Consider the following 19,217-nt stretch of genomic DNA (forward strand, 5'->3'; position numbering starts at 1 on the left):
AGACCACCGGAACCCTCGTGGCCTTCGGAGCCTCCGGGGTTCCGGGCTCCCTCGGCGTCCCGAGCGTCCTGCGGCTTCGAGGAGTCCCGGGCGTCACGGGAACCCCGGAGTCCCCGGAACATCCGGAACCCCCGGAAGCCCGGGGGGTCATGGTCGTCCGGCGTCCAGAACTCCTCGAAGTCCCGGGGCGCCCCCAGCTGGCGTCCGGGGGCGGGGGACCCGACGGGACGCGAGGGTCCTTCAGGTTCCTCCGGGGGGTGCGGGCGCCCGCCGGGCTCCTCCGGCTGCCACGCCCGGCGAGGCCGTTCGCCCACGACGACTCCCTCCGGTGGTCACGGTCATCCCGTCCTACCATGCCTTCCGGAGGGCGATCAGGCCATAGACCGATCGGGAACCGCCGCGCTCCTCCGTGACCTTCCGGGCGTCCGTGCGGCTCGTACGGCTCGTACGGCTCGTACGGAGATCAGGCCGTGGACCGACGGGGGAAGCGCCGCGGCCGGGCGCGGACGCCACCGGAGGGGCAGCCGAGGCCCGGAGGCGGGCTCTCCGGGGCCGCCGCGATCAGGAGGCGAGTTCTTCCAGGGGGTGCGGCGTTCAGGAGACGGGCGCGCGTTCAGGAGACGGGCGCGGCGGAAGAGGGCGCGGCGGTCAGGAGGCGGGCTCGCGCATGCGCACGGCGATGATCGTGCCGAACAGCCCCACGGCCGCCGTCAGGATGACGATCATGGTGTATCCGGTGGCGATGTCGTCGTGGCCGACCAGGTTGATCAGGACGCCGCCGAACCCGATCATGAGCGCGCTGCCCAGGGTGTCGACGACCTGGAGGGCGGCGGAGTTCGCCCCCTGCTCCTCGTCGGGAGACTGGCGCATCGCGGTGACGCTGATGCTCGCGACGCCGACGCCCATGCCGAACCCGGCGATGATCCAGGCGGGCACGTCGATCCACCCGGTGACGCCCGGCACCAGCGACAGCAGGGTCAGCAGGATGCCGGCGGTGACCGCGGCGGCGGCGATCCGCACCAGCAGGGCGCGGTCGTAGTCGCGGCGGCTCTGCAGGTAGGAGCCGGTGGACCAGCCCAGCGCGCCGGTGGTGAGGGCGATCCCGGCCTCGGCGACGCTGAAACCGCGCACCGAGGTGAGCACCAGCGGGATGAAGGAGTTGACCCCGAAGAACGCCGAGGACAGCAGGCCGCGCATCATGATCGTGGTGGGCAGGCCGCGGCCGAACCGCAGCGCCCCGGTGGGCAGCAGCCGGGGCAGGCCCGCGACCAGTCCGGCCAGGCCCAGGGCGGTGGCGACGCCGCCGACGACGGGGGCGGTGTGCAGGCGGTCCACGCCGTACAGCAGAACACCGGCGCCGGCGGCGGTGGCCGCCGCCGACAGGGTCATCGCCAGCGGCCGGGAGCGGGGACCGGTGGCGGGCACGGGCGCCGGTCCCCCGCCGGTGCGCAGCGCGGGCAGCAGCATGAGCATCGCGGGGATCACCAGCGGCACGATGCCGTAGAAGACCCAGCGCCAGCCGAACACCTCCGCGACGGCGCCGCCGACGCTCGGCCCGATCATCGCGGGCAGCACCCAGGCCGCCGACAGCGCGGCGAACACCTTGGGCCGGACCACCGGGGGGTAGACCCGGGCGATCATCACGTACGTCGCCACGATGGTCGCGCCGCCGCCCAGGCCCTGTACGGCGCGGGCCACGATGAACAGCTCCTTGGAGCCGGCCGCGCCGGCCAGGGCCATGCCGGCGACGAACAGGCCGACGCCGAGGAGGAACGGCGCCGCGTGCCCGCGCCGGTCGGACCACAGCCCCGCGACGACGTTGGCGAACAGACCGGCGATGAGGAAGGCGGAGAAGCTCATGCCGTACAGGTCGAGCGCGTGGAGGTCCTTGGAGACGGCCGGCATGATCGCACCGACGGACATGCCCTCGAACGCGATGAGCGTGACGACGAGCAGGATGCCGAGCGAGGCGGTGCGGTATGCGGGGCCGAAGATACGAGGGGCTTCGTACGGAGTCTTAACCGTCTTCGGTACTGTCACCTCACAAGGGTAGTGTCCCGCTACGGCCGGGCAGGCGGCGCCTGCCGGTACGGCGTGCCCGGCTCCGGCCCGGCGGCCCGCGCCCGTTCGCGCATCGTCCCGGCCTCCGGCTCCGCGGGCGACGCCTGCCGGTGCGTCGCCTCGGGCTCCGGCCCGGCGGGCGGCGTCCGCCGGTACGCCGTCCACATCTCCCGCATCCTGGTCGCCTGGTCCTCGGTGAACCCCGACATGCACCGGTCGTGGGTGTAGTCCATGAAGTTGTGCACCGGGTCCGCGCCGTCGCCCGCGCAGGTGTCCTTGCGCACCGGGCAGCCCTGGGTGGGGAGACCCTCGGACGGGGTGTCGTCGACGGTGTCGCCCAGCGGGAGGCAGCCGTTCTCGAAGGTGTGCAGCAGCCCGAGCCAGTGGCCGATCTCGTGGACCCCGGTGAAGCCGAGTCCGAAGTCGCGCAGCGAACCGCCCGGCAGGGTGCGCCAGTCGAGGACCACGCCGTCGCCCGCGGGGTCGCCGGCGTACCAGTACGGGTAGGTCGAGTAGCCCAGCACCAGGCGGCCGAGCTGGGCGATGTAGAGGTTGAGGGTCTCCGGCCCGCCCCGGCGCATCCGCTCCAGCGTCGCCAGACGGCCCAGCGGGTCACGGAACAGCACGGGATCGTCGGTCCGGGTCAGGCCGTCGAGGCGGAACCTGATCCCGGTGTCGGCCCCGCCGTACCGCCCGCCGTAGGCGGCGTTGAGCGTGGCGATCTGGGCGCGCACCGTGTCGTCGGGCGCGCCGAGGGAACCGGCGGTGATGACGTGCGCCTGGACGGGCACCGTGACGGGGGTCCAGCTCAGGCCCGCCGGACGCGGCAGCCTGGCCTGGCGCGCCCGCAGGTCGGCCAGCATCTCCTCGGCCTGGACCCGGCCGGAGCCGTGCGATTCGACGGACGCGCCGGGGAGCGGCGCCCGCACCCGCGCGGCCTCGGCCCGCACGCCGGGGAACGGCGCCCGCGCCCGCGTGCCCGGGAACGACTCCCGGACCGGGGTGCTCTCGGCCGGCGCACCGGGGACCGGCAGCCGTACGGCCGGCATGCCGGGGACCGGAGCCCGCGCGGTCTCGGCGCACCGGGCCGGTCCGGCCACCGCGGACGGCCGCGACGGTGCGCCGGGAGCGGAGCCCGCCGCCGACACGCACATCACGAGAACGGCGATCGCGCGCCGAGCCATGCACTCCCCCGACAGGTCACCCCGGCCGGTCGTTCGCCGTCCGGCGAGAACCGACCTTAGCCTGACCTGCGGCGATCAGCCGCGAGCAACACTCACTCGCCGCCGGAGTCCTCACCCTTGGGGAGGCCCTCGTAGATCTCCTTGCACTCGGGGCAGACGGGGAACTTCTGTGGGTCGCGGTTGGGCACCCAGACCTTCCCGCAGAGCGCGCGCACCGGGGTGCCGCTCAGCGCGCTCTCCATGATCTTGTTCTTCTCGACGTAGTGGGCGAACCGCTCGTGGTCGCCGTCACCGTGCGAGAGGTTCGGCCGGACGTCGCTCTCAGGGAGAATCTTCGTGCTCACCCTGCAGATTTTATGCCCGCATCCCACCGGTCGCCGCTCCGGCGCTCATCGGCGGCCGTCCGCGTCCCGATCCGCGCCCCGATTCGCGCCTCGGTCCGCGTCCCGATCCGCGCCCCGGTCCGGGAGACGGTTCCGCTCCGGTGCGGACCGGCGGACGTGGACCGGCTCCCCCGGCCGTGCCAGGCGGAAGAGCGGCACGGCGTTGTTCAGGGGTATGCGGGCGCAGCCGTGGGAGGCGGGGTAGCGCGGGACGAGCGTGGAGCCGTGGATGGCGATGCCGCCGTTGAAGTAGACGGGGTAGTACATCGCGCCCAGGTAGCCCATCGACCAGCCGCGCACCCGCTCCCCCACCCGGAAGTCGCCGGGCGGGGTGTCGGCGAACCCGCAGTGGCCGCGTTCGCAGTAGGACCGCTCCGCGCCGGTGGACACGTGGCTGACCAGCACGGGTCTGCCGCGCCGCCAGACGGTGAGGAGCTGGCGGCGCAGGTCGATCTCCACCCTCGACGGCTCCCCGTCGCGCACCAGCGGCCTGATCCGCGCCGGATGGACCAGCGCCCGCCAGGTGGCGGCGTCGATACGGTCCAGCGGGCGCATCCCGTTGGCCTTCTGGAAGGCCCATACGGCCGTGCGCATGCCGGAGTCGTAGACGGGGGTGGGCGGGCCCGCGTTGAACCCCAGCCCGTTGAGCCGCTTCTTCACCGCGACGATCTCCCGGCCGAGGCCGGCGCCGTCGCCGAACCTCAGGACGGGCGGCCCCGGCGCGGGGACGTCGCGGGAGTTCCGGGAGGGTACGGTTCCGGCGCGAGCCGGACCGGGGGCGAGGATCACCGTGGAAACGGTGATCATCACTGTGATCCGGAAACAGTGGGTGATCGTTCTCATGTCTGACGTCTAACCGTTCATGGGGACTTCCAATCCCCTTCCCGATCGCGTCGCCGCAGCTCAGAGCCACGAAACGGGTACGGCTCCCTGCCCCGGCGGGCGGGAGCCGTACCGGGTCCGGCGGGTCAGCCCATGTGGATCGGGGCGTCGGCGGTCTTGCGGCCCGCCCTGACGAACAGGGCGAACACCGCGGCGAGGACCGCGACCGCCGTGCTGACCGTGAAACCGAGGTGCATGCCGTCCAGGAAGGACAGGTGCGAGACGTCGGCGATGCCCCGGATGACCTGCTCGGGCACGCCCGGCATCTGCTGGGCGGTGGGCGCGCCGCCGTACTGGGCCAGTGCCTTCAGCGGTTCGGCCTGCTCGGGCGGCAGCGCCGGGAGGCCGGTGTCGGCCCAGTGCCGCGGGTAGACGTCGGCGACCCGGGCCGAGACGATCGCACCGAGGATCGCGGTGCCGAGCGCGCCGCCGACCTGCATGGCCGACTGCTGGACGCCGCCCGCGACGCCGCTGAGCTCCTCGGGCGAGTTGCCGACGATGATCTCGGTGGCGCCGACGAAGACCGGTGAGAGCCCGAAGGCCAGCAGCACGAACGGGATCGCGCTGTCGATGAAGGCGGCGTCGAGGCTGAGCCGCGACAGCAGGAACATCGCCAGGGCGGTGACGAGCATGCCGCCCGAGATCGTCACCCTGGGACCCAGCTTGCCGATCAGCACGGCGGCGAGCGGCGAGGCGAAGATCATTCCAGCGCTCATCGGCAGCATGCGCAGGCCCGAGTCCATGGGCGAGAGCCCGTGCACGCCCTGGAAGAAGAACGTCAGGAAGAACATCGCGCCGAACATGGAGAACGCGACCAGCACCATCAGGCCGGTGCCGATGGAGACCGAGGCGTTGCCGAAGAGGCTGAGCGGCAGCAGCGGTTCGGCGGCGCGGCGCTGCCACCACACGAACACGGCGCCGAGCACCACGGCGGCGGCCAGGAAGCCGATGGTCAGCGGGTCGCCCCAGCCCCATTCGGGGGCCTTGATGATGGCCCAGACCAGGGAGAACATCGTGAGCGACAGCAGCAGGACGCCCAGCCAGTCGACCTTGGACAGGGTCTGCGCCCTGCTCTCGACGAGCACCCACAGGCCCATGGCCAGGGCGACGGCGCCGACCGGGACGTTGATGAAGAAGACCGACTGCCAGCTCACGTGCTCGACGAGCAGGCCGCCGACAATCGGGCCGGCGGCGCTGGACAGGCCGATGATGCCACCCCAGGCGCCCATCGCGGTCTTCAGCCGCTCACCGGGGAAGGCGACGCGCAGCAGCGCGAGCGCGGCGGGCTGGAGCATCGCGCCGAACAGGCCCTGGAGCACGCGCAGCGCGATCAGCATGCCGACCGAGGAGCTGAGGCCGATCGCGAGCGAGGAGAGCGCGAAGCCGGCGACCCCGACCAAGAAGATCATCTTGTGCCCGAACAGGTCGCCGAGCTTGCCCGCGGTGATCAGGAACACCGCGAGGGCGAGTAGGTAGCCGCTGGTCACCCACTGGAGGTCGGCGAGGGACGCCTTCAGGTCCGTGGCGATCACCGGGTTGGCGATGGCGACGACGGTGCCGTCGAGCATCACCATGATCACGCCGAGCGAGACCGCGAGGAGGGTGAGCCACGGATGCCGTTGAACCGGCGGCGGATCGACGTCGGGTGACGGCGCGGCCACCGTCTCGGCTTCTGCCATGGATAACTCCCCCTTGCGCTCGGCCGCCCCGGATGAGGCGTCATACGGGGGTAATTTATGGCAGTCACTGACAACTGGCAAACTGTTTACTTTGTCACTCAGTGACGTATGGCACACTGTGAACACCACGTTTCGAAGAGGTGACAGAGATGAGCCGCCCCGGCCTGCGTGAACGCAAGAAACAGAGGACGCGGCAGGCGCTGGTCGACGCGGCCCTCGACCTGTTCGCCGAGCAGGGCTACGACGCCACGACGGTCGACCAGATCGCCGCCGCGGTCGACGTCTCCCCCCGCACCTTCTTCCGCTACTTCGCGACCAAGGAGGACGTCGCCCTCTCTCTGGACGCCGACGCACACGAGATCCTGCTCGCCGAGCTGGCCGCCAGGCCCGCGGAGGAGTCCCCGTTCACCGCCCTGGGCCGCGCGATGCACGCGATGATCACGCTGATGGAACAGTCCGACATCGCCGACCGGAGCAGGTTCCTCAAGGCGCGTGAGCTGATCGAGAGCACCCCGGCGCTCTTCGCCGGCGGCGTGCGCATGATGATGCAGAACGAGCGGATGCTGGCCGCCGAGATCGCCCGGCGCGAGGGCAGGGACCCCGGCGACCTGCTCTCCCAGTTCGTCGTCTCGCTGTTCACCTCCGCCGTCCGTATCGGCCTGGAGGGGTGCGGGCCGGGTGAGCTCAACGACCTCGCCGACCTGACCCGCCACGTGGAGCCGATGCTCAGGCTGGCCGAACGCTCGCTGCGCCCCGGCTGGGACCGCCCCGCGCCCGACGGGAGCGCGACCGGCGAGGACTCCGCTCCGGACGACGCTCCCGTCCCGGGCGACGGCTCCGCTCCGGACGACGGTCCCATCCCGGGCGGCGGCTGAGCCGCCGGCCGCCGGGGGTAGGTCCCGCCGGGTACGGCGCGGCCGTACCCGGCTAGTTCATGGAGGGGTCGTCGGGGCAGGTCGCGACGTAGGCAAGCTCGCCCGGCTGGCGGCGCAGCACCGCCCGCCACAGCGAGCCGGGGTCGGGGTAGAACGTGTCGCCGGGTTCGGCGTCCACGACGTACCAGGCTCCCTCCCCGATCTCGGTCTCCAGCTGCCCGGCCGTCCACCCGGAGTATCCCGCGAAGATCCGCATCTGGGCGATCTCACCGGCGAGGATCTCCGGCGGTGCGTCGAGGTCGACCGTGCCCAGCCGCGACACCGCCGGGGTGCCGGCGTGCAGCCTCCGCCAGCCGAGCGGCTCCTGCCCGCTCGGGACCGCGGCCAGCGCCAGGGCGCTGTCGGTCTGCACGGGACCGCCCTGGAACAGCACGGGCGGCCCGGTGACCATCGTGTCCCAGGTCGGCAGCACCTGCGTCACCGAGATGTCGCTGGGCCGGTTGAGCACCACGCCCAGGGTGCCGCCCTCGGCGTCGTGCTCCAGGATCAGGACGACGCTGCGCCGGAAGTTGGGGTCGTCGAGTTGCGGCGCGGCCACCAGCAGCCCACCGACGTAGATCGCTTCCGCCATACATCCATGATGAGGGGTACGGCCCGCTTCGCGCCGCTCACCCCGGCTCCGGATTCCCGGAAAAGCACCCGGGGCTCACCGCGACGGCGGCCCCCCGCCGGAATGCGCGCCGGTAGGCGACGGGTGAGACGCCGACCCCCACCGCGAAGTGCCGCCGGAGCGAGGCGGCCGTGCCGAACCCCGAACGCGTCGCCACCCGGTCCACCGGCAGGTCCCCGGCCTCCAGCAGGGTACGGGCGAGATCGAGACGCTGCTGCAGGAGCCACCGTCCGGGACTGGTCCCGGTCTCCGCGCGGAACCGGCGGGTGAAGGTGCGAAGGCTCATCCGTGCGTGATCGGCCAGCGTGACCAGTGACAGCGGTTCACCCAGGTGCCGCATCGCCCACTCACGGGTGGCGGCCACAGAGGCATCGGAGGACGCGGGCAGCGGACGCTCGACGTACTGCGCCTGCCCACCGTCACGCCAGGGCGGCACCACGCACCGGCGGGCCACCTGGTTGGCCAGCTCGCTGCCGTGGTCGCGGCGGAGCAGATGCAGGCACAGATCCAACCCGGCGGCCGCACCGGCGCTGGTCAGTATGTCGCCGTCGTCGACGAACAACACGCCGGGGTCAAGCCTCACCCGGGGATAGTGCCGCCGGAAGTGCGCCGCGTGCCGCCAGTGTGTGGTGGCCGGCCGCCCGTTCAGCAATCCGGCCGCGGCCAGCACATAGGTGGCGATGCAGATCGTCACGAGCCGGGTGCCGGGGCGGATGGTGCCGAGCGCGATCGCCAGCGGCTCGGGCAGCGCGTGCGGCCCGGTGAACGCGGCGTGCGCCTCCGACCCCGGGACGACCACGGTGTCGGCCTCGGCCAGCACGCTCGCGTCGTGCGCGACCACGACCGAGTAGTCCGCGCCGGTCGCGACCGGCGCACCGTCCAGGCTACAGGTGATCACCTCGTACAGTCCCTCGGCGGTGCCGAAGATCCGGGCGGCCAGGCTGAGTTCGAACGGGACCACCCCGTCGAGGGCTAGGGCGGCGACGCGGTGCATGGCCCGATTCTTGCGCATACCGGCATGCGGGCCGCTGGCGGAGGCGGCCGACCCCGGTGAGGCTGAGCCCATGATGCGTGCGATCACGCCCCTGGGCTGGGGCGGTCCCGAGGTTCTCACCGAGATCGAACTCCCCCGGCCGGATCCGCTGCCCACCGAGGTGCTGGTGCGGGTTCACGCGGCCGGGGTGAACCCCATCGACTGGAAGTCGCGGGCCACCGGAGGGTTCGTCCCCTGGGACGACCCGCCGATCCTCGGCTACGACGTCTCCGGAGTCGTCGAGGAGGTGGGGCTCGGCGTGCGGATCCTCGCGCCGGGCGACGAGGTGTTCGGCTTCCTGTGCTTCCCCCACCAGGCGGGCGCCTACGCCGAATACGTCACCGCGCCGGCCCGGCACTTCGCCCGCAAGCCGGCGAACGTGAGCCACGTGGAGGCGGCCGCCGTCCCGCTGGCGGCGCTCACCGCCTGGCAGGCGCTGGTGGACACCGCCGGGGTCCGCCCCGGGCAGCGCGTACTGGTCCACGCGGCGGCGGGCGGCGTCGGCCACTTCGCGGTACAGCTGGCCAAACATCTGGGCGCGCACGTCATCGGCACGGCACGGGCGGCCAAACACGGTTTCCTGCGCGACCTGGGCGCCGACGAGGTGATCGACTACACCGCGGTCGACTTCGTCACCGCCGTGGATCGGGTGGACGTCGTCATCGACGCGGTGGGCGGTGAGTACGGCCCGCGCTCGCTGCGGGTGCTGGATGAGGGCGGCGTACTGGTGTCGCTGCCGCGTGGGGGCGACGATCTGGTTCCCCGGGCACGGGCGCTGGGAATCCGCGCGGGATTCATGCTGGTCGAGCCCGACCACGACGGCATGCGCAGGATCGCCGGGCTGCTGGAGAGCGGTGAACTGCGCGTACGCGTGGAGACGGTGCTTCCCCTCTCCCGGGCGGCCGAGGCGCACCGGCTGGGCGAATCGGGCCGCACCACCGGGAAGATCGTCCTGTCGGTGGCGGATCGGACGGGGTGACCGCGGGCTCCGCCGGCGCCGGGCCCCGGATGGTGGGACCGAGGACCGGCGATTCCGGGTCTCACCATCCGAAGGCCCTCGGCGGGGACTTCTCCGTCAGGCCTCGGTCATGCCGCTGCGTGCCCGGCCGCCCGCCGACTCGCGCACGGCCGCCGCGACGGCGCCGGCCACGTCGGCGTGGAAGACGCTGGGGATGATGTAGTTCGGGCCCAGCTCCTCGTCGGTGACGACGGCGGCGAGTGCCTTGGCCGCCGCGAGCAGCATCTCCTCGCTGACGATGTTGGCCTGGGCGTCGAGCAGGCCGCGGAAGACTCCGGGGAAGGCCAGCACGTTGTTGATCTGGTTGGGGTAGTCGGAGCGGCCGGTGGCGACCACGGCGGCGTGCTCGCGGGCGTCGTCCGGGGAGACCTCCGGCTCGGGGTTGGCCAGCGCGAACACCACCGCGTCGTCGGCCATCGTGGCGATGTCGTCGCCGCTGAGGATGCCCGGGGCGGAGACGCCGATGAACACGTCCGCGCCCTTGATCGCGCCGCGCAGGTCGCCCGCGTAGCCTTCGGCGTTGGTGTGGTCGGCGATCCACCGCAGCGTGTCGTCCAGGTCGTCCCGGCCGCCGTGCACCGCGCCGAGGTAGTCGCAGACGATCATGTTGCGCGCGCCCGCGGCCATCAGCAGGCGCAGCACCGCCGTACCCGCGGCGCCGGCGCCGGCGAGGGTGATGCGGACCTGGCCCAGCTCCTTGCCGACCACGCGCAGCGCGTTGGTGAGCGCGGCCAGCACGCAGATCGCGGTGCCGTGCTGGTCGTCGTGGAAGACCGGGATGTCCAGCAGCTCACGCAGCCGCCGCTCCACCTCGAAGCAGCGCGGCGCGGAGATGTCCTCCAGGTTGATGCCGCCGAAGCCGGGGGCGATGAGCTGGACGGTGCGCACGATCTCGTCGATGTCCTGGGTGTCCAGGCAGATCGGCCAGGCGTCGATGTCGGCGAACCGCTTGAACAGCGCCGCCTTGCCCTCCATGACGGGCAGCGCGGCGGCCGGGCCGATGTTGCCCAGGCCCAGCACGGCCGAGCCGTCGGTGACGACGGCGACGCTGTTGCGCTTGATGGTGAGGCGGCGGGCGTCCTCGGGGTTGCGGGCGATGGCCATCGAGACCCGGGCGACGCCGGGGGTGTAGGCCATGGACAGCTCGTCTCGGTTGCGCAGCGGCACCTTCGACTTCATCTCGATCTTGCCGCCGAGATGCATGAGGAAGGTGCGGTCGGAGACCTTGTGGATGACGACGCCCTCGACCCCGCCGAGGTTGTCGACGATCGCCTGCGCGTGCTCGGTGTCCCTCGCGGCACAGGTCACGTCGATGCGCAGGGTCTCGTGACCCGCCGTGGTCACGTCGAGCGCGGTGACCACACCCCCGGCGGACTCTACGGCGTGGGTGAGCTGGCTGACGGCCTTGCCGCCGGCCGGCACCTCAAGGCGCACGGTGATGGAGTATGAAACGCTCGGCACGGTGGCCACAGTCAATCCGCTCCTTTGCGACTGACTTGCTTCAAGGATGCATCCATCGTGCCATCACCTGACGGGTGGACGGGCCAGCTCGGTCAGCTCAGTGCCATCGAAGCGGTCACGATGAGCTCCACGCACGTGTCGACCGGAATGGTCGTGCTGTCGAGCACGAGGTGGTAGAGCGTCGCCGAGGCCGGGTCGGCGCGGTAGAAATGGCGGACGTAGGCGGTCCGCGCCCGGTCGGCGTCGCGCACGAGCCTGCGCGCCTCCTCCTCGGGGACGCCGGTCAGCGTCGCGGTCTGGACGACCCTGCGCGCCACCGGGGCGTCCAGCCGCACGTGCAGCGCGCCGGGGTGGTCGGCCAGGACGATCGCCGCGGCGCGGCCGAGGAACACCCCGCCCCGCTCGCGCGCCGTCCGCCTGATCACCCGCTCGGTGTGGGCGACGAAGTCCTCCGGGAGCGGCGGCGCTCCCGGGAGGTAGACGTCGAGGCCGCCGAAGGTGACGGCCGGGAGCCGCATGACCCCCGACAGCAGCATGGACAGCCCGTGCTCGGCCCGGTCGTCGCGGGCCAGCGCCTCCTCCAGCGTGCAGCCGAGCACCTCGGCCACCTCGCCGGGGATCGCCCGGTCCACGAAGGGCACGCCCAGGCGCCCGGCCACCGCCGGGCCGATCACGCTTCCGGCGGTGCCGTACGTCGCGGAGATGGTGACGACCCGCATGCCCGTTCAATGCCCCGTGGGAGCGCGTTCAGCATTCTCCGCGCCCCCGCTTGGGACGGTTCCCGGAAGAGGGCGCCGCCCCCAGCGGAGGACGCCGGTCTCAGAAGAGGGCGCTGGCGAGGTTGCGGCGGGCCCGGGCGATGGACGGGTCCTCGGCGGGCAGCGTGTCGAACAGCCCGAGCAGGTGCACCCGGGCCCGGTCGCGCTCCTCGCCCGAGGTACGGCGCACCACCGCGACGAGCCGGTCGAAGGCGGCGTCCACCTCGCCGGAGAGCATCTCGAAGTCGGCGGCCAGCAGCTGGGCCTCGATGTCGGCGGGGTCGGCCAGGCGACGCTGCACGTCGGCGGGGTCGGCGTCCTGGGTCCGGCGGATCAGGCCGAGCCCGGCCAGCCCCAGCTTGGCGTCCACGTCGTTCGGGGAGCGGGCCAGCAGCCGCTCGTAGGCGGCCACGGCGCCCTCGAGGTCGCCGGCGTCGATGGCCTGCTCGGCGGCGATGATCTCCGGCTCGGCCTGCGGCTCCGGGGCCGCCTGGCCTTCCTCCCCCGCCTCGGCGCCCTCGGCGGCCGGCGGGAGGTACTGGGCCAGAGCCTCCATGAGCTGCGACAGCCAGTCACGGAGCTGTTCCTCGGTGGCGATGCCGGGGGCGACCGCCACCGGCTGCCCCTGGAAGATCGCGTATACGGCGGGGACGTTCTGCACCCGCAGGGCCTGGGCGATCTGCGGGCTGGTCTCCACGTCCACCCGGGCGAGGGTCCACCGGCCGGCGTTCTCGGCGGCCAGCTTCTCCAGCAGCAGGCTGTACTCCCTGGCCTGCTCGGCACGGGTCACCGTGAGCTCCAGCAGCACGAGGCTGTTCATGGAGCGTTCGACGACCTCCGTCGCGAAGGTGGCGTCGTCGGCGTGGATCACCTGCGCCGCGGTCCCGCCGCCCTCCCGCGCGACGGCCTCGCGCTTGGCCTGCGCCTCCATTGCCTGCTTGCGCGCGCCGAGATCCACGGCGCCGTACAGCGATCCGGGTCGTTTGAAGTCCGCTGGGCTCATGACTCCAATCCTGCCGTATCCCGCAGGCCACGCAGAATCGCCACCCTGATTCCCGCCTCCCGCCGGCCCGCTCCACGACGGGCCGGCGGGGGCGGCGGCTCTCAGAAGCGGGCGGGCTCGCTGTAGACGCCCCACACCCCGCGCAGGGCGTCGCAGATCTCGCCCAGCGTGGCCTCGGCGCGGACCGCCTCCAGCATCGGCGGGATGAGGTTGCCCTCGCCCGCGGCGATCCGCGTCATCTCGGCCAGCGCCGCGTCGACGGCCTTCTGGTCGCGGGCGGCGCGGCGGCCGGCGAGGACGCGGTTCTGCTCGCGCTCGACCTCGTGGCTGACCCGCAGGATCTCCAGCGGCTCCTCGACGGAGGAGGTGTGGCAGTTGACCCCGACGATCCGCTTGTCGCCCTTCTCCAGCTTGCGCTGGTAGTCGAAGGCGGCCTCGGCGATCTCGGACATGAACCAGCCGTCCTCGATGCCGCGCAGGATGCCGGAGGTCATCGTCCCGTCGGAGCCCATGTCGCGGATCCTCTGGAAGATCGCCTCGGCCTCGGCCTCGATCCGGTCGGTGAGCGCCTCGACGTACCACGAGCCGCCGAGGGGGTCGGCGACGTTGACGACCTCGGTCTCCTCCATGATCACCTGCTGGGTGCGCAGGGCGATCTCGGCGGCCTTCTCCGAGGGCAGCGCGAGGACCTCGTCCAGGGCGTTGGTGTGCAGCGAGTTCGTGCCGCCGAGCACGGCCGCGAGCGCCTCGACGGCGGTGCGCACCACGTTGTTGTACGGCTGCTGCGCGGTGAGGGAGACCCCGGCCGTCTGGGTGTGGAAGCGCAGCCACTGCGCCTTGTCCGTCTTCGCGCCGTAGACGTCGCGCATCCAGCGCGCCCAGATCCGCCGCGCCGCCCGGAACTTCGCGATCTCCTCGAAGAAGTCGATGTGCGCGTCGAAGAAGAAGGACAGGCCGGGCCCGAAGACGTCGACGTCCAGGCCCCGCGACAGGCCGAGCTCCACGTAGCCGAACCCGTCGGCCAGGGTGAAGGCCAGCTCCTGCGCGGCCGTGGAGCCGGCCTCGCGGATGTGGTAGCCGGACACGCTGAGCGGCTTGTAGGCCGGGATCTCGGCGGCGCAGTACTCCATCAGGTCGCCGATCAGCCGCAGGTGCGGCTCGGGGGCGAACAGCCACTCCTTCTGGGCGATGTACTCCTTGAAGATGTCGGTCTGCAGCGTGCCGTTCAGCCTGCCGACCGGCACGCCCTGCCGCTCGGCGGCCACGACGTACATGCAGAAGATCGGCACGGCCGGGCCGCTGATCGTCATCGAGGTGGTGATGTCGCCGAGCGGGATGCCGTCGAAGAGCAGGTCCATGTCGAGCGCGGAGTCGATCGCGACGCCGCAGTGGCCCACCTCGCCGAGCGAGCGCGGGTCGTCGGAGTCGCGGCCCATCAGCGTCGGCATGTCGAAGGCGACGCTCAGCCCGCCGCCGCCCGCGGCGAGGATCATCTTGTAGCGCTCGTTGGTCTGCCGGGCGTTGCCGAACCCGGCGAACTGCCGGATGGTCCAGGTCTTGCCCCGGTAGCCGGTGGCGTGCAGGCCGCGGGTGAACGGGTACTCCCCCGGCCAGCCGATGCGCTCCATCCGCGGGTCGTCGCCCTGGGGCCCGTAGACGGGCTCCACCTCCAGCCCCGACAGGGTCCGGAACTCCGTCGGCCGCCTGGCCGTCTGGTAGAACCGCGCCTGCCAGCGCGCCCGCCCTGCCTCGATCTCCTCGGCGTTCATGCCAACTCCCTTGTACGGCTCGCGGCTCGTGTGCGGCTTGTGGCCTCGTGGCTCGTGGCCTCGTGGAGGACGCCGGCGGGCCGCCCGCTCGTGACGGGTGAGGCCCGGGACATCCCCCTAGGAGAGATACTAGGACGTCCTAATAATTTCTGGTCAAGGCGCGAGGAAGAACACGGCGAGCCGACGCGCGGGAGAACCGGAGCCGCCACGGGAAGCGCGGGGAGGCCGGGGACCGTCACGGCGAGCCGGGAGCCGTACGGCCCGCCGGGGCTCAGTCCGCGAAGTCGCCGGCCGCCACCCGCAGCGTGCGGAGCAGGCCGAACATCTCCTCCAGCTCGGCCTCGCCGTACATGGTCATGGCGAAGTCGGCGGCCATCAGGTCGGCGGTGGCCGCCTCGACGGCCTTCCGTCCCCTGCCGGTGATCTCGGCCAGCACCCCCCGGCCGTCGCGCGGGTTGGGCATGCGCCGGACCAGCCCGGCGCGCTCCAGCCGGTCGACGGTGTTGGTCACGCTCGTGGGGTGGACCATCAGGCGCTCGCCGATCTTCGACAGCGGCAGCGACCCGGTCCTGCTGAAGGTCAGCAGGACCAGCGCCTCGTAGCGGGCGAAGGTCAAGTCATGCGGTTTGAGTAGCGTGTCCAGTTGCGAGAGCAGGATCTGGTGCGCTCTCATGATCGATGTGACGGCGGCCATGGCCGAGGACGGCCCGAAGTGAACGCGCCACGTCCGGGCGGCTCGCTCGATGGGGTCGAACGGCAGATTCAGCTGACCTGTAGCCACAGGGCTACGGTAGCGCGAGCTCATCCCGGTTCGCCCGTATACGTAGAGTCACAAGATTGACCGCTTCACCAAGAACCCGGGCACCAAACGTCACGCTCAGTTATGGTTCCCACATCGAATGGTGAGGGCGCGGCCAAAGCCGCGTCGCCTCAGTCCGGCTGCGGGGGATGCACGCCGGACCGGTTGCCGAGGGGACCGGCCACCGCACATTCACAGCACGGGGGGTGCTTGATGAACGACGATCCGATGGCGCTCGTGCGCCACGCGAGCTCATGGCCGGCCGACGCGGCGTGGATGCGTTCCACGCACGCCGGTGCGTGAGCACAGGGGCGTTTCACGCGAAGAACTCCAGCAGAGCGCGTTGGTGGCTGCCGCCGTCCTGCTCGTGCTGGGGCTGGCCGCGGCGTGGAGCGTCCTCATACCCGGCGTCGGAGCCTGGGAGAACACCGTGGTCGCCATGATCGGCTCGCTCCGCCTGACGGGGCCGGTGTCCGCGGCGTTCGCCGCCTGGGTGGCGGTGCGCAGGCGGCGCGAGAGCGGCCGGTGGCTGCCGACCACCTGGCGCGCGGTGCGCACGCCGCTGGCGGTGGCGGCGGTGCCGGCCGTGGCGTTCGCCGCGACGACGCTGGTGCTGGCCGTCCGGACGATCCTCGGCGAGCAGTCCGGGCGGCTGCCGCCCAGCGGCCTGTTCATGGGGATGGCCGGCCTGGCGCTGTACGTCACCGTCGGCTGGGTGATCGGGTGGCTGCTGCCCTGGACGATCACCCCGGTGATCGCCGGGCTCGGCTGCTACGGCCTCTTCACCTGGCTCGCCCAGAGCGGGACCTGGGCCGACCGGCTCGCCCCGGCCACACGCGAGCCGTACGACCCCTTCCAGGGGCTGAGCACGTCGGCGTTCGCCGACCAGACGTTCTGGCTGCTGGGCATCAGCGCCGTGCTGCTGCTCGGCTGGGCCGCGGTCGTGACGCGCCAGTCGCTCGCGCTGGCCGGCGCGCTGCTCGCCGTGCTCGCCGCGGCGGCGGGGATGGCCCGGCTGCTCAACGAGCCGCGGACGGTCACCGCGCAGCGGGTGGTCTACAGCTGCGAGGAGTGGCCGATCATGGTCTGCGTGCATCCGGGGATGCGCGACGGACTGCCCGAGCTGGGCTCGGCGTTCGTCAGGATCGCCTCCCGGCTGGCCGGGACGCCCGGGGAGTTCTCCCGGCTGGAGCAGCGCCCGCGGCGCGAGGACGCCCCGCTGCCGCCGGGCTCGGTGCCGATCCACGTGGACGACCTGTCCAGCGGGTTCGCCGACCAGGCGGCCGCCGAGTTCGTCGAGGGCCTGGCCCCCCGCTGCGCCGGCACCACCGCCCAGGGGTACCGCGACATCGTGGTCGCGTGGCTGGCGGGGCGGCCGCTGCCCGGCGGGCCGCTGGCCGAGCACCAGTACGCCGCCGCGTGGTTCGCGGGTCTCACCGACACCCAGCGGCGCGACTGGCTGCGGACGCACTACGACCGGTTCGCCGGGTGCCGGCTGCAGAGCGGCGACTTCGGCGGGCAGGTACCGCAGGTCGCGCAGCCGGCCGCGCCGCCTCCGGCAGGCGGGTATCCGGGAGCCGGGGGCCTCGGGACCGGAGGGACGGGGGCCGGGGGCACGGCGCCCGCCGGGCCGGCGCCCCAGGCGTCCGCCCTCTACGGGACGCCGGGCGGCGCGCCCACCGTGGCGGGCGCGCCGCCCCTCCCCCGGACGGCCCCGGCGGGCCGGACCGCGCCGGACCGCTGAGGCCCGCCGGACCGTTTCCGGACCGTTCCCGGATCACTGCCGGACCACCGGGCCGCCGGACGGCTCCCGCCCCGGTCTCCCGTTCCGATTCACCGGGACGGCCTTTCCGGGGGCACGGCCGGGCCGGCGGGCGTGAGAAGGACCCCGTGGGGGGAAGGAGATCGTCGTGAACGCTTCTCCACAGGCACCCCCCGGGGCGTCCCCGCCGCGTCGCCGACGCGGCCTGCGCTTCCTCGCCGGGGTCGTCGTCACGCTCGCCATCGTCGCCGGAGCCGCCTGGCTGGTCTGGACGCGGCTGAACCCGTTCGGCGAGACCTCGATCGACCGCAGCCAGCCCGCGCTGCTGCAGTCGATCCACAACCTCAGCCGTTTCGAGGCGGCCACCGGCAACTTCCAGGTCATCGTCGACCTGGAGAAGGACGCCGCGTTCCTGCCCGACGCCGTCAAGGGCACCCGGACCCTCTTCGTGGGCGCCGGCGGCGTCGACGCCTACGTCGACTTCGGCGGCCTGTCCTCCGGCGCGCTGACCGTGTCGCCCGACCGCAGGGAGGTGACGGTGAAGCTGCCGCACGCGCAGCTCGAGAAGCCCAACCTCGACAACCGGCGGTCCTACGTCTACGCCCAGCAGCGCGGCCTGTTCGACCGGGTCCAGGACTTCCTGTCGTCCTCCCCGGGCGACCAGCGCGAGCTCTACCAGCTGGCCGAGAAGAAGATCGCCGATGCCGCACAGGCCAGCGACCTGCGCGACCGGGCCGACCAGAACACCAGGGCCATGCTCCAGGGCATGCTGGGCGGCCTGGGCTTCAAGAAGGTCACCGTCACGCTGGACGGCCGGCCGTAGGCTCCGCCCGCCGGTCCCGGACCGGCGGGCCGTACGGCGGGCACGGGACGCGCGGGCCGTACGGCGGGCACGGGGTCAGCCGGCGGCGTCCAGCAGCTCGTCGGCGGCGGTGTAGGGGTCGAGACCGCCCGACACGACGCGCCCGGCGAGCGCGTCGAGCCGCCGGTCGCCGTGCAGGTGGGCGAAGCGGGCGCGGAGCGTCGCGACCGCGATGGCCTCGATCTCGTCGCGGGCCCTGACGTGGCGCCTGCGGTCGAGCTCGCCCGACTCCTCCAGGTACGCCAGGTGCTCGTCGAGGGCGGCGACGACGTCCTCGGCGCCCTCTCCCCGGGAGGCCACGGTCGTCACGATCGGCGGTCGCCAGGGCCCCTCGATCTGGGAGGTCATGGTGCGCAGCTCGCGCACGACCGCCTGGGCGCCGTCGCGGTCGGCCTTGTTCACCACGAACACGTCGGCGACCTCCAGGATGCCCGCCTTGGCGGCCTGGACGCCGTCGCCCATGCCCGGGGCGAGCAGCACGACGGTCGTGTCGGCCAGCGAGGCGATGTCCACCTCGGCCTGTCCGACCCCGACGGTCTCGACGAGGACGACCTCGCACCCGGCGGCGTCCAGGACCCGCAGCGCCTGCGGCGTCGCCCACGACAGGCCGCCCAGGTGGCCCCGGCTGGCCATCGACCGGATGAAGACCTCCGGGTCGGTGGCGTGGTCCTGCATGCGCACCCGGTCGCCGAGCAGCGCCCCGCCGGTGAACGGCGAGGACGGGTCCACGGCGAGGACCCCGACCCGCCTGCCGAGCTTGCGGAACGCCTGGACCAGCATCGCGGTCGAGGTGGACTTGCCCACGCCCGGGGAGCCGGTCAGCCCGATGACGCGGGCCCGGGGCGGCCGGGCCGCGCAGAGCTCGGCGGTGACCTCCCGGAGCAGCGGCGAGCCGTTCTCCACGAGGGAGATCAGCCGTGCGACCGCCCGGGGACGGCCCTGCCGCGCCTGCGCGACCAGTTCGGAGACCTCCGCGGGCAGCGGGTCGCGCCGCGCCGCGGGGCTGGACGTCTCCACG

17 protein-coding genes are annotated in these 19,217 nt (G+C 72.8%); 4 read left to right on the forward strand and 13 right to left on the reverse strand.

Translation table 11 applies throughout. The features are described 5' to 3' along the window. Positions 1–648: 648 nt before the first annotated feature. From ACZ6W9_RS18150 to ACZ6W9_RS18170, 5 genes are all read right to left on the reverse strand, one after another. Positions 649–2,040 (reverse strand): MFS transporter, encoded by a 1,392-nt coding sequence (locus tag ACZ6W9_RS18150; RefSeq protein WP_470118711.1) that lies wholly within the window; start codon positions 2,038–2,040, stop codon positions 649–651. A gap of 20 nt (positions 2,041–2,060) precedes the next feature. Continuing rightward, the gene (locus tag ACZ6W9_RS18155; protein ID WP_470118713.1) at positions 2,061–3,245 is read right to left on the reverse strand and encodes a zinc metalloprotease; all 1,185 of its coding nucleotides are present in this window, start codon (positions 3,243–3,245) and stop codon (positions 2,061–2,063) included. A gap of 92 nt (positions 3,246–3,337) precedes the next feature. Then, complete coding sequence (locus ACZ6W9_RS18160; RefSeq protein ID WP_346022096.1) at positions 3,338–3,589, reverse strand: DUF3039 domain-containing protein; 252 nt, start codon at positions 3,587–3,589, stop codon at positions 3,338–3,340. Between the two features lie 45 nt (positions 3,590–3,634). Next, positions 3,635–4,471, reverse strand: a complete 837-nt coding sequence (locus tag ACZ6W9_RS18165) for a L,D-transpeptidase family protein (protein WP_470118715.1) — start codon at positions 4,469–4,471, stop codon at positions 3,635–3,637. Between the two features lie 125 nt (positions 4,472–4,596). Further along, on the reverse strand, positions 4,597–6,189 hold the full coding sequence (locus tag ACZ6W9_RS18170) for a DHA2 family efflux MFS transporter permease subunit (RefSeq protein WP_389964725.1): 1,593 nt from the start codon (positions 6,187–6,189) through the stop codon (positions 4,597–4,599). A gap of 149 nt (positions 6,190–6,338) precedes the next feature. Between ACZ6W9_RS18170 and ACZ6W9_RS18175 the strand changes: the two genes are divergently transcribed. Further along, on the forward strand, positions 6,339–7,064 hold the full coding sequence (locus ACZ6W9_RS18175) for a TetR family transcriptional regulator (protein ID WP_470118718.1): 726 nt from the start codon (positions 6,339–6,341) through the stop codon (positions 7,062–7,064). A 52-nt stretch (positions 7,065–7,116) separates the two neighbouring features. On the opposite strand, the gene ACZ6W9_RS18180 is transcribed toward ACZ6W9_RS18175, so the two are convergent. Both ACZ6W9_RS18180 and ACZ6W9_RS18185 read right to left on the reverse strand, forming a co-directional pair. Then, positions 7,117–7,695, reverse strand: a complete 579-nt coding sequence (locus tag ACZ6W9_RS18180; protein WP_362930509.1) for a YqgE/AlgH family protein — start codon at positions 7,693–7,695, stop codon at positions 7,117–7,119. A 37-nt stretch (positions 7,696–7,732) separates the two neighbouring features. Further along, positions 7,733–8,746 (reverse strand): GlxA family transcriptional regulator, encoded by a 1,014-nt coding sequence (locus tag ACZ6W9_RS18185; protein ID WP_470118720.1) that lies wholly within the window; start codon positions 8,744–8,746, stop codon positions 7,733–7,735. Positions 8,747–8,801: 55 nt separating this feature from the next. On the opposite strand from ACZ6W9_RS18185, the gene ACZ6W9_RS18190 reads away from it, so the two are divergent. Then, complete coding sequence (locus ACZ6W9_RS18190) at positions 8,802–9,746, forward strand: NADP-dependent oxidoreductase (protein WP_389965188.1); 945 nt, start codon at positions 8,802–8,804, stop codon at positions 9,744–9,746. Between the two features lie 96 nt (positions 9,747–9,842). On the opposite strand, the gene ACZ6W9_RS18195 is transcribed toward ACZ6W9_RS18190, so the two are convergent. From ACZ6W9_RS18195 to ACZ6W9_RS18215, 5 genes are all read right to left on the reverse strand, one after another. After that, entirely contained in the window at positions 9,843–11,255 is a 1,413-nt protein-coding gene (locus ACZ6W9_RS18195; protein WP_389965185.1) for an NAD-dependent malic enzyme, read from the reverse strand. An 83-nt stretch (positions 11,256–11,338) separates the two neighbouring features. Then, entirely contained in the window at positions 11,339–11,965 is a 627-nt protein-coding gene (locus tag ACZ6W9_RS18200; protein ID WP_389964717.1) for a cytidylate kinase-like family protein, read from the reverse strand. Between the two features lie 100 nt (positions 11,966–12,065). Then, positions 12,066–13,007, reverse strand: coding sequence for a co-chaperone YbbN (locus ACZ6W9_RS18205; protein ID WP_470118722.1), 942 nt, complete (start codon positions 13,005–13,007; stop codon positions 12,066–12,068). 101 nt (positions 13,008–13,108) lie between these two features. After that, positions 13,109–14,776, reverse strand: coding sequence for an acyl-CoA mutase large subunit family protein (locus tag ACZ6W9_RS18210; RefSeq protein WP_389964712.1), 1,668 nt, complete (start codon positions 14,774–14,776; stop codon positions 13,109–13,111). Positions 14,777–15,047: 271 nt separating this feature from the next. Beyond that, positions 15,048–15,581 (reverse strand): MarR family winged helix-turn-helix transcriptional regulator, encoded by a 534-nt coding sequence (locus ACZ6W9_RS18215; protein WP_389964709.1) that lies wholly within the window; start codon positions 15,579–15,581, stop codon positions 15,048–15,050. A gap of 340 nt (positions 15,582–15,921) precedes the next feature. Between ACZ6W9_RS18215 and ACZ6W9_RS18220 the strand changes: the two genes are divergently transcribed. Both ACZ6W9_RS18220 and ACZ6W9_RS18225 read left to right on the forward strand, forming a co-directional pair. After that, positions 15,922–17,319: a hypothetical protein gene (locus tag ACZ6W9_RS18220; protein WP_470118725.1), complete on the forward strand. Its 1,398-nt coding sequence runs from the start codon at positions 15,922–15,924 to the stop codon at positions 17,317–17,319. 166 nt (positions 17,320–17,485) lie between these two features. Continuing rightward, a complete protein-coding gene (locus ACZ6W9_RS18225) occupies positions 17,486–18,160 on the forward strand; it encodes a DUF4230 domain-containing protein (protein WP_362930495.1) in 675 nt (224 codons plus the stop codon). A gap of 75 nt (positions 18,161–18,235) precedes the next feature. On the opposite strand, the gene meaB is transcribed toward ACZ6W9_RS18225, so the two are convergent. Then, positions 18,236–19,216 carry a methylmalonyl Co-A mutase-associated GTPase MeaB gene (meaB, locus tag ACZ6W9_RS18230; RefSeq protein WP_362930493.1) on the reverse strand — a complete coding sequence of 327 codons (981 nt, stop codon included), beginning with the start codon at positions 19,214–19,216 and terminating at the stop codon, positions 18,236–18,238. Position 19,217 lies beyond the last annotated feature (1 nt).

This window comes from Streptosporangium sp. NPDC053982, from assembly GCF_055585205.1.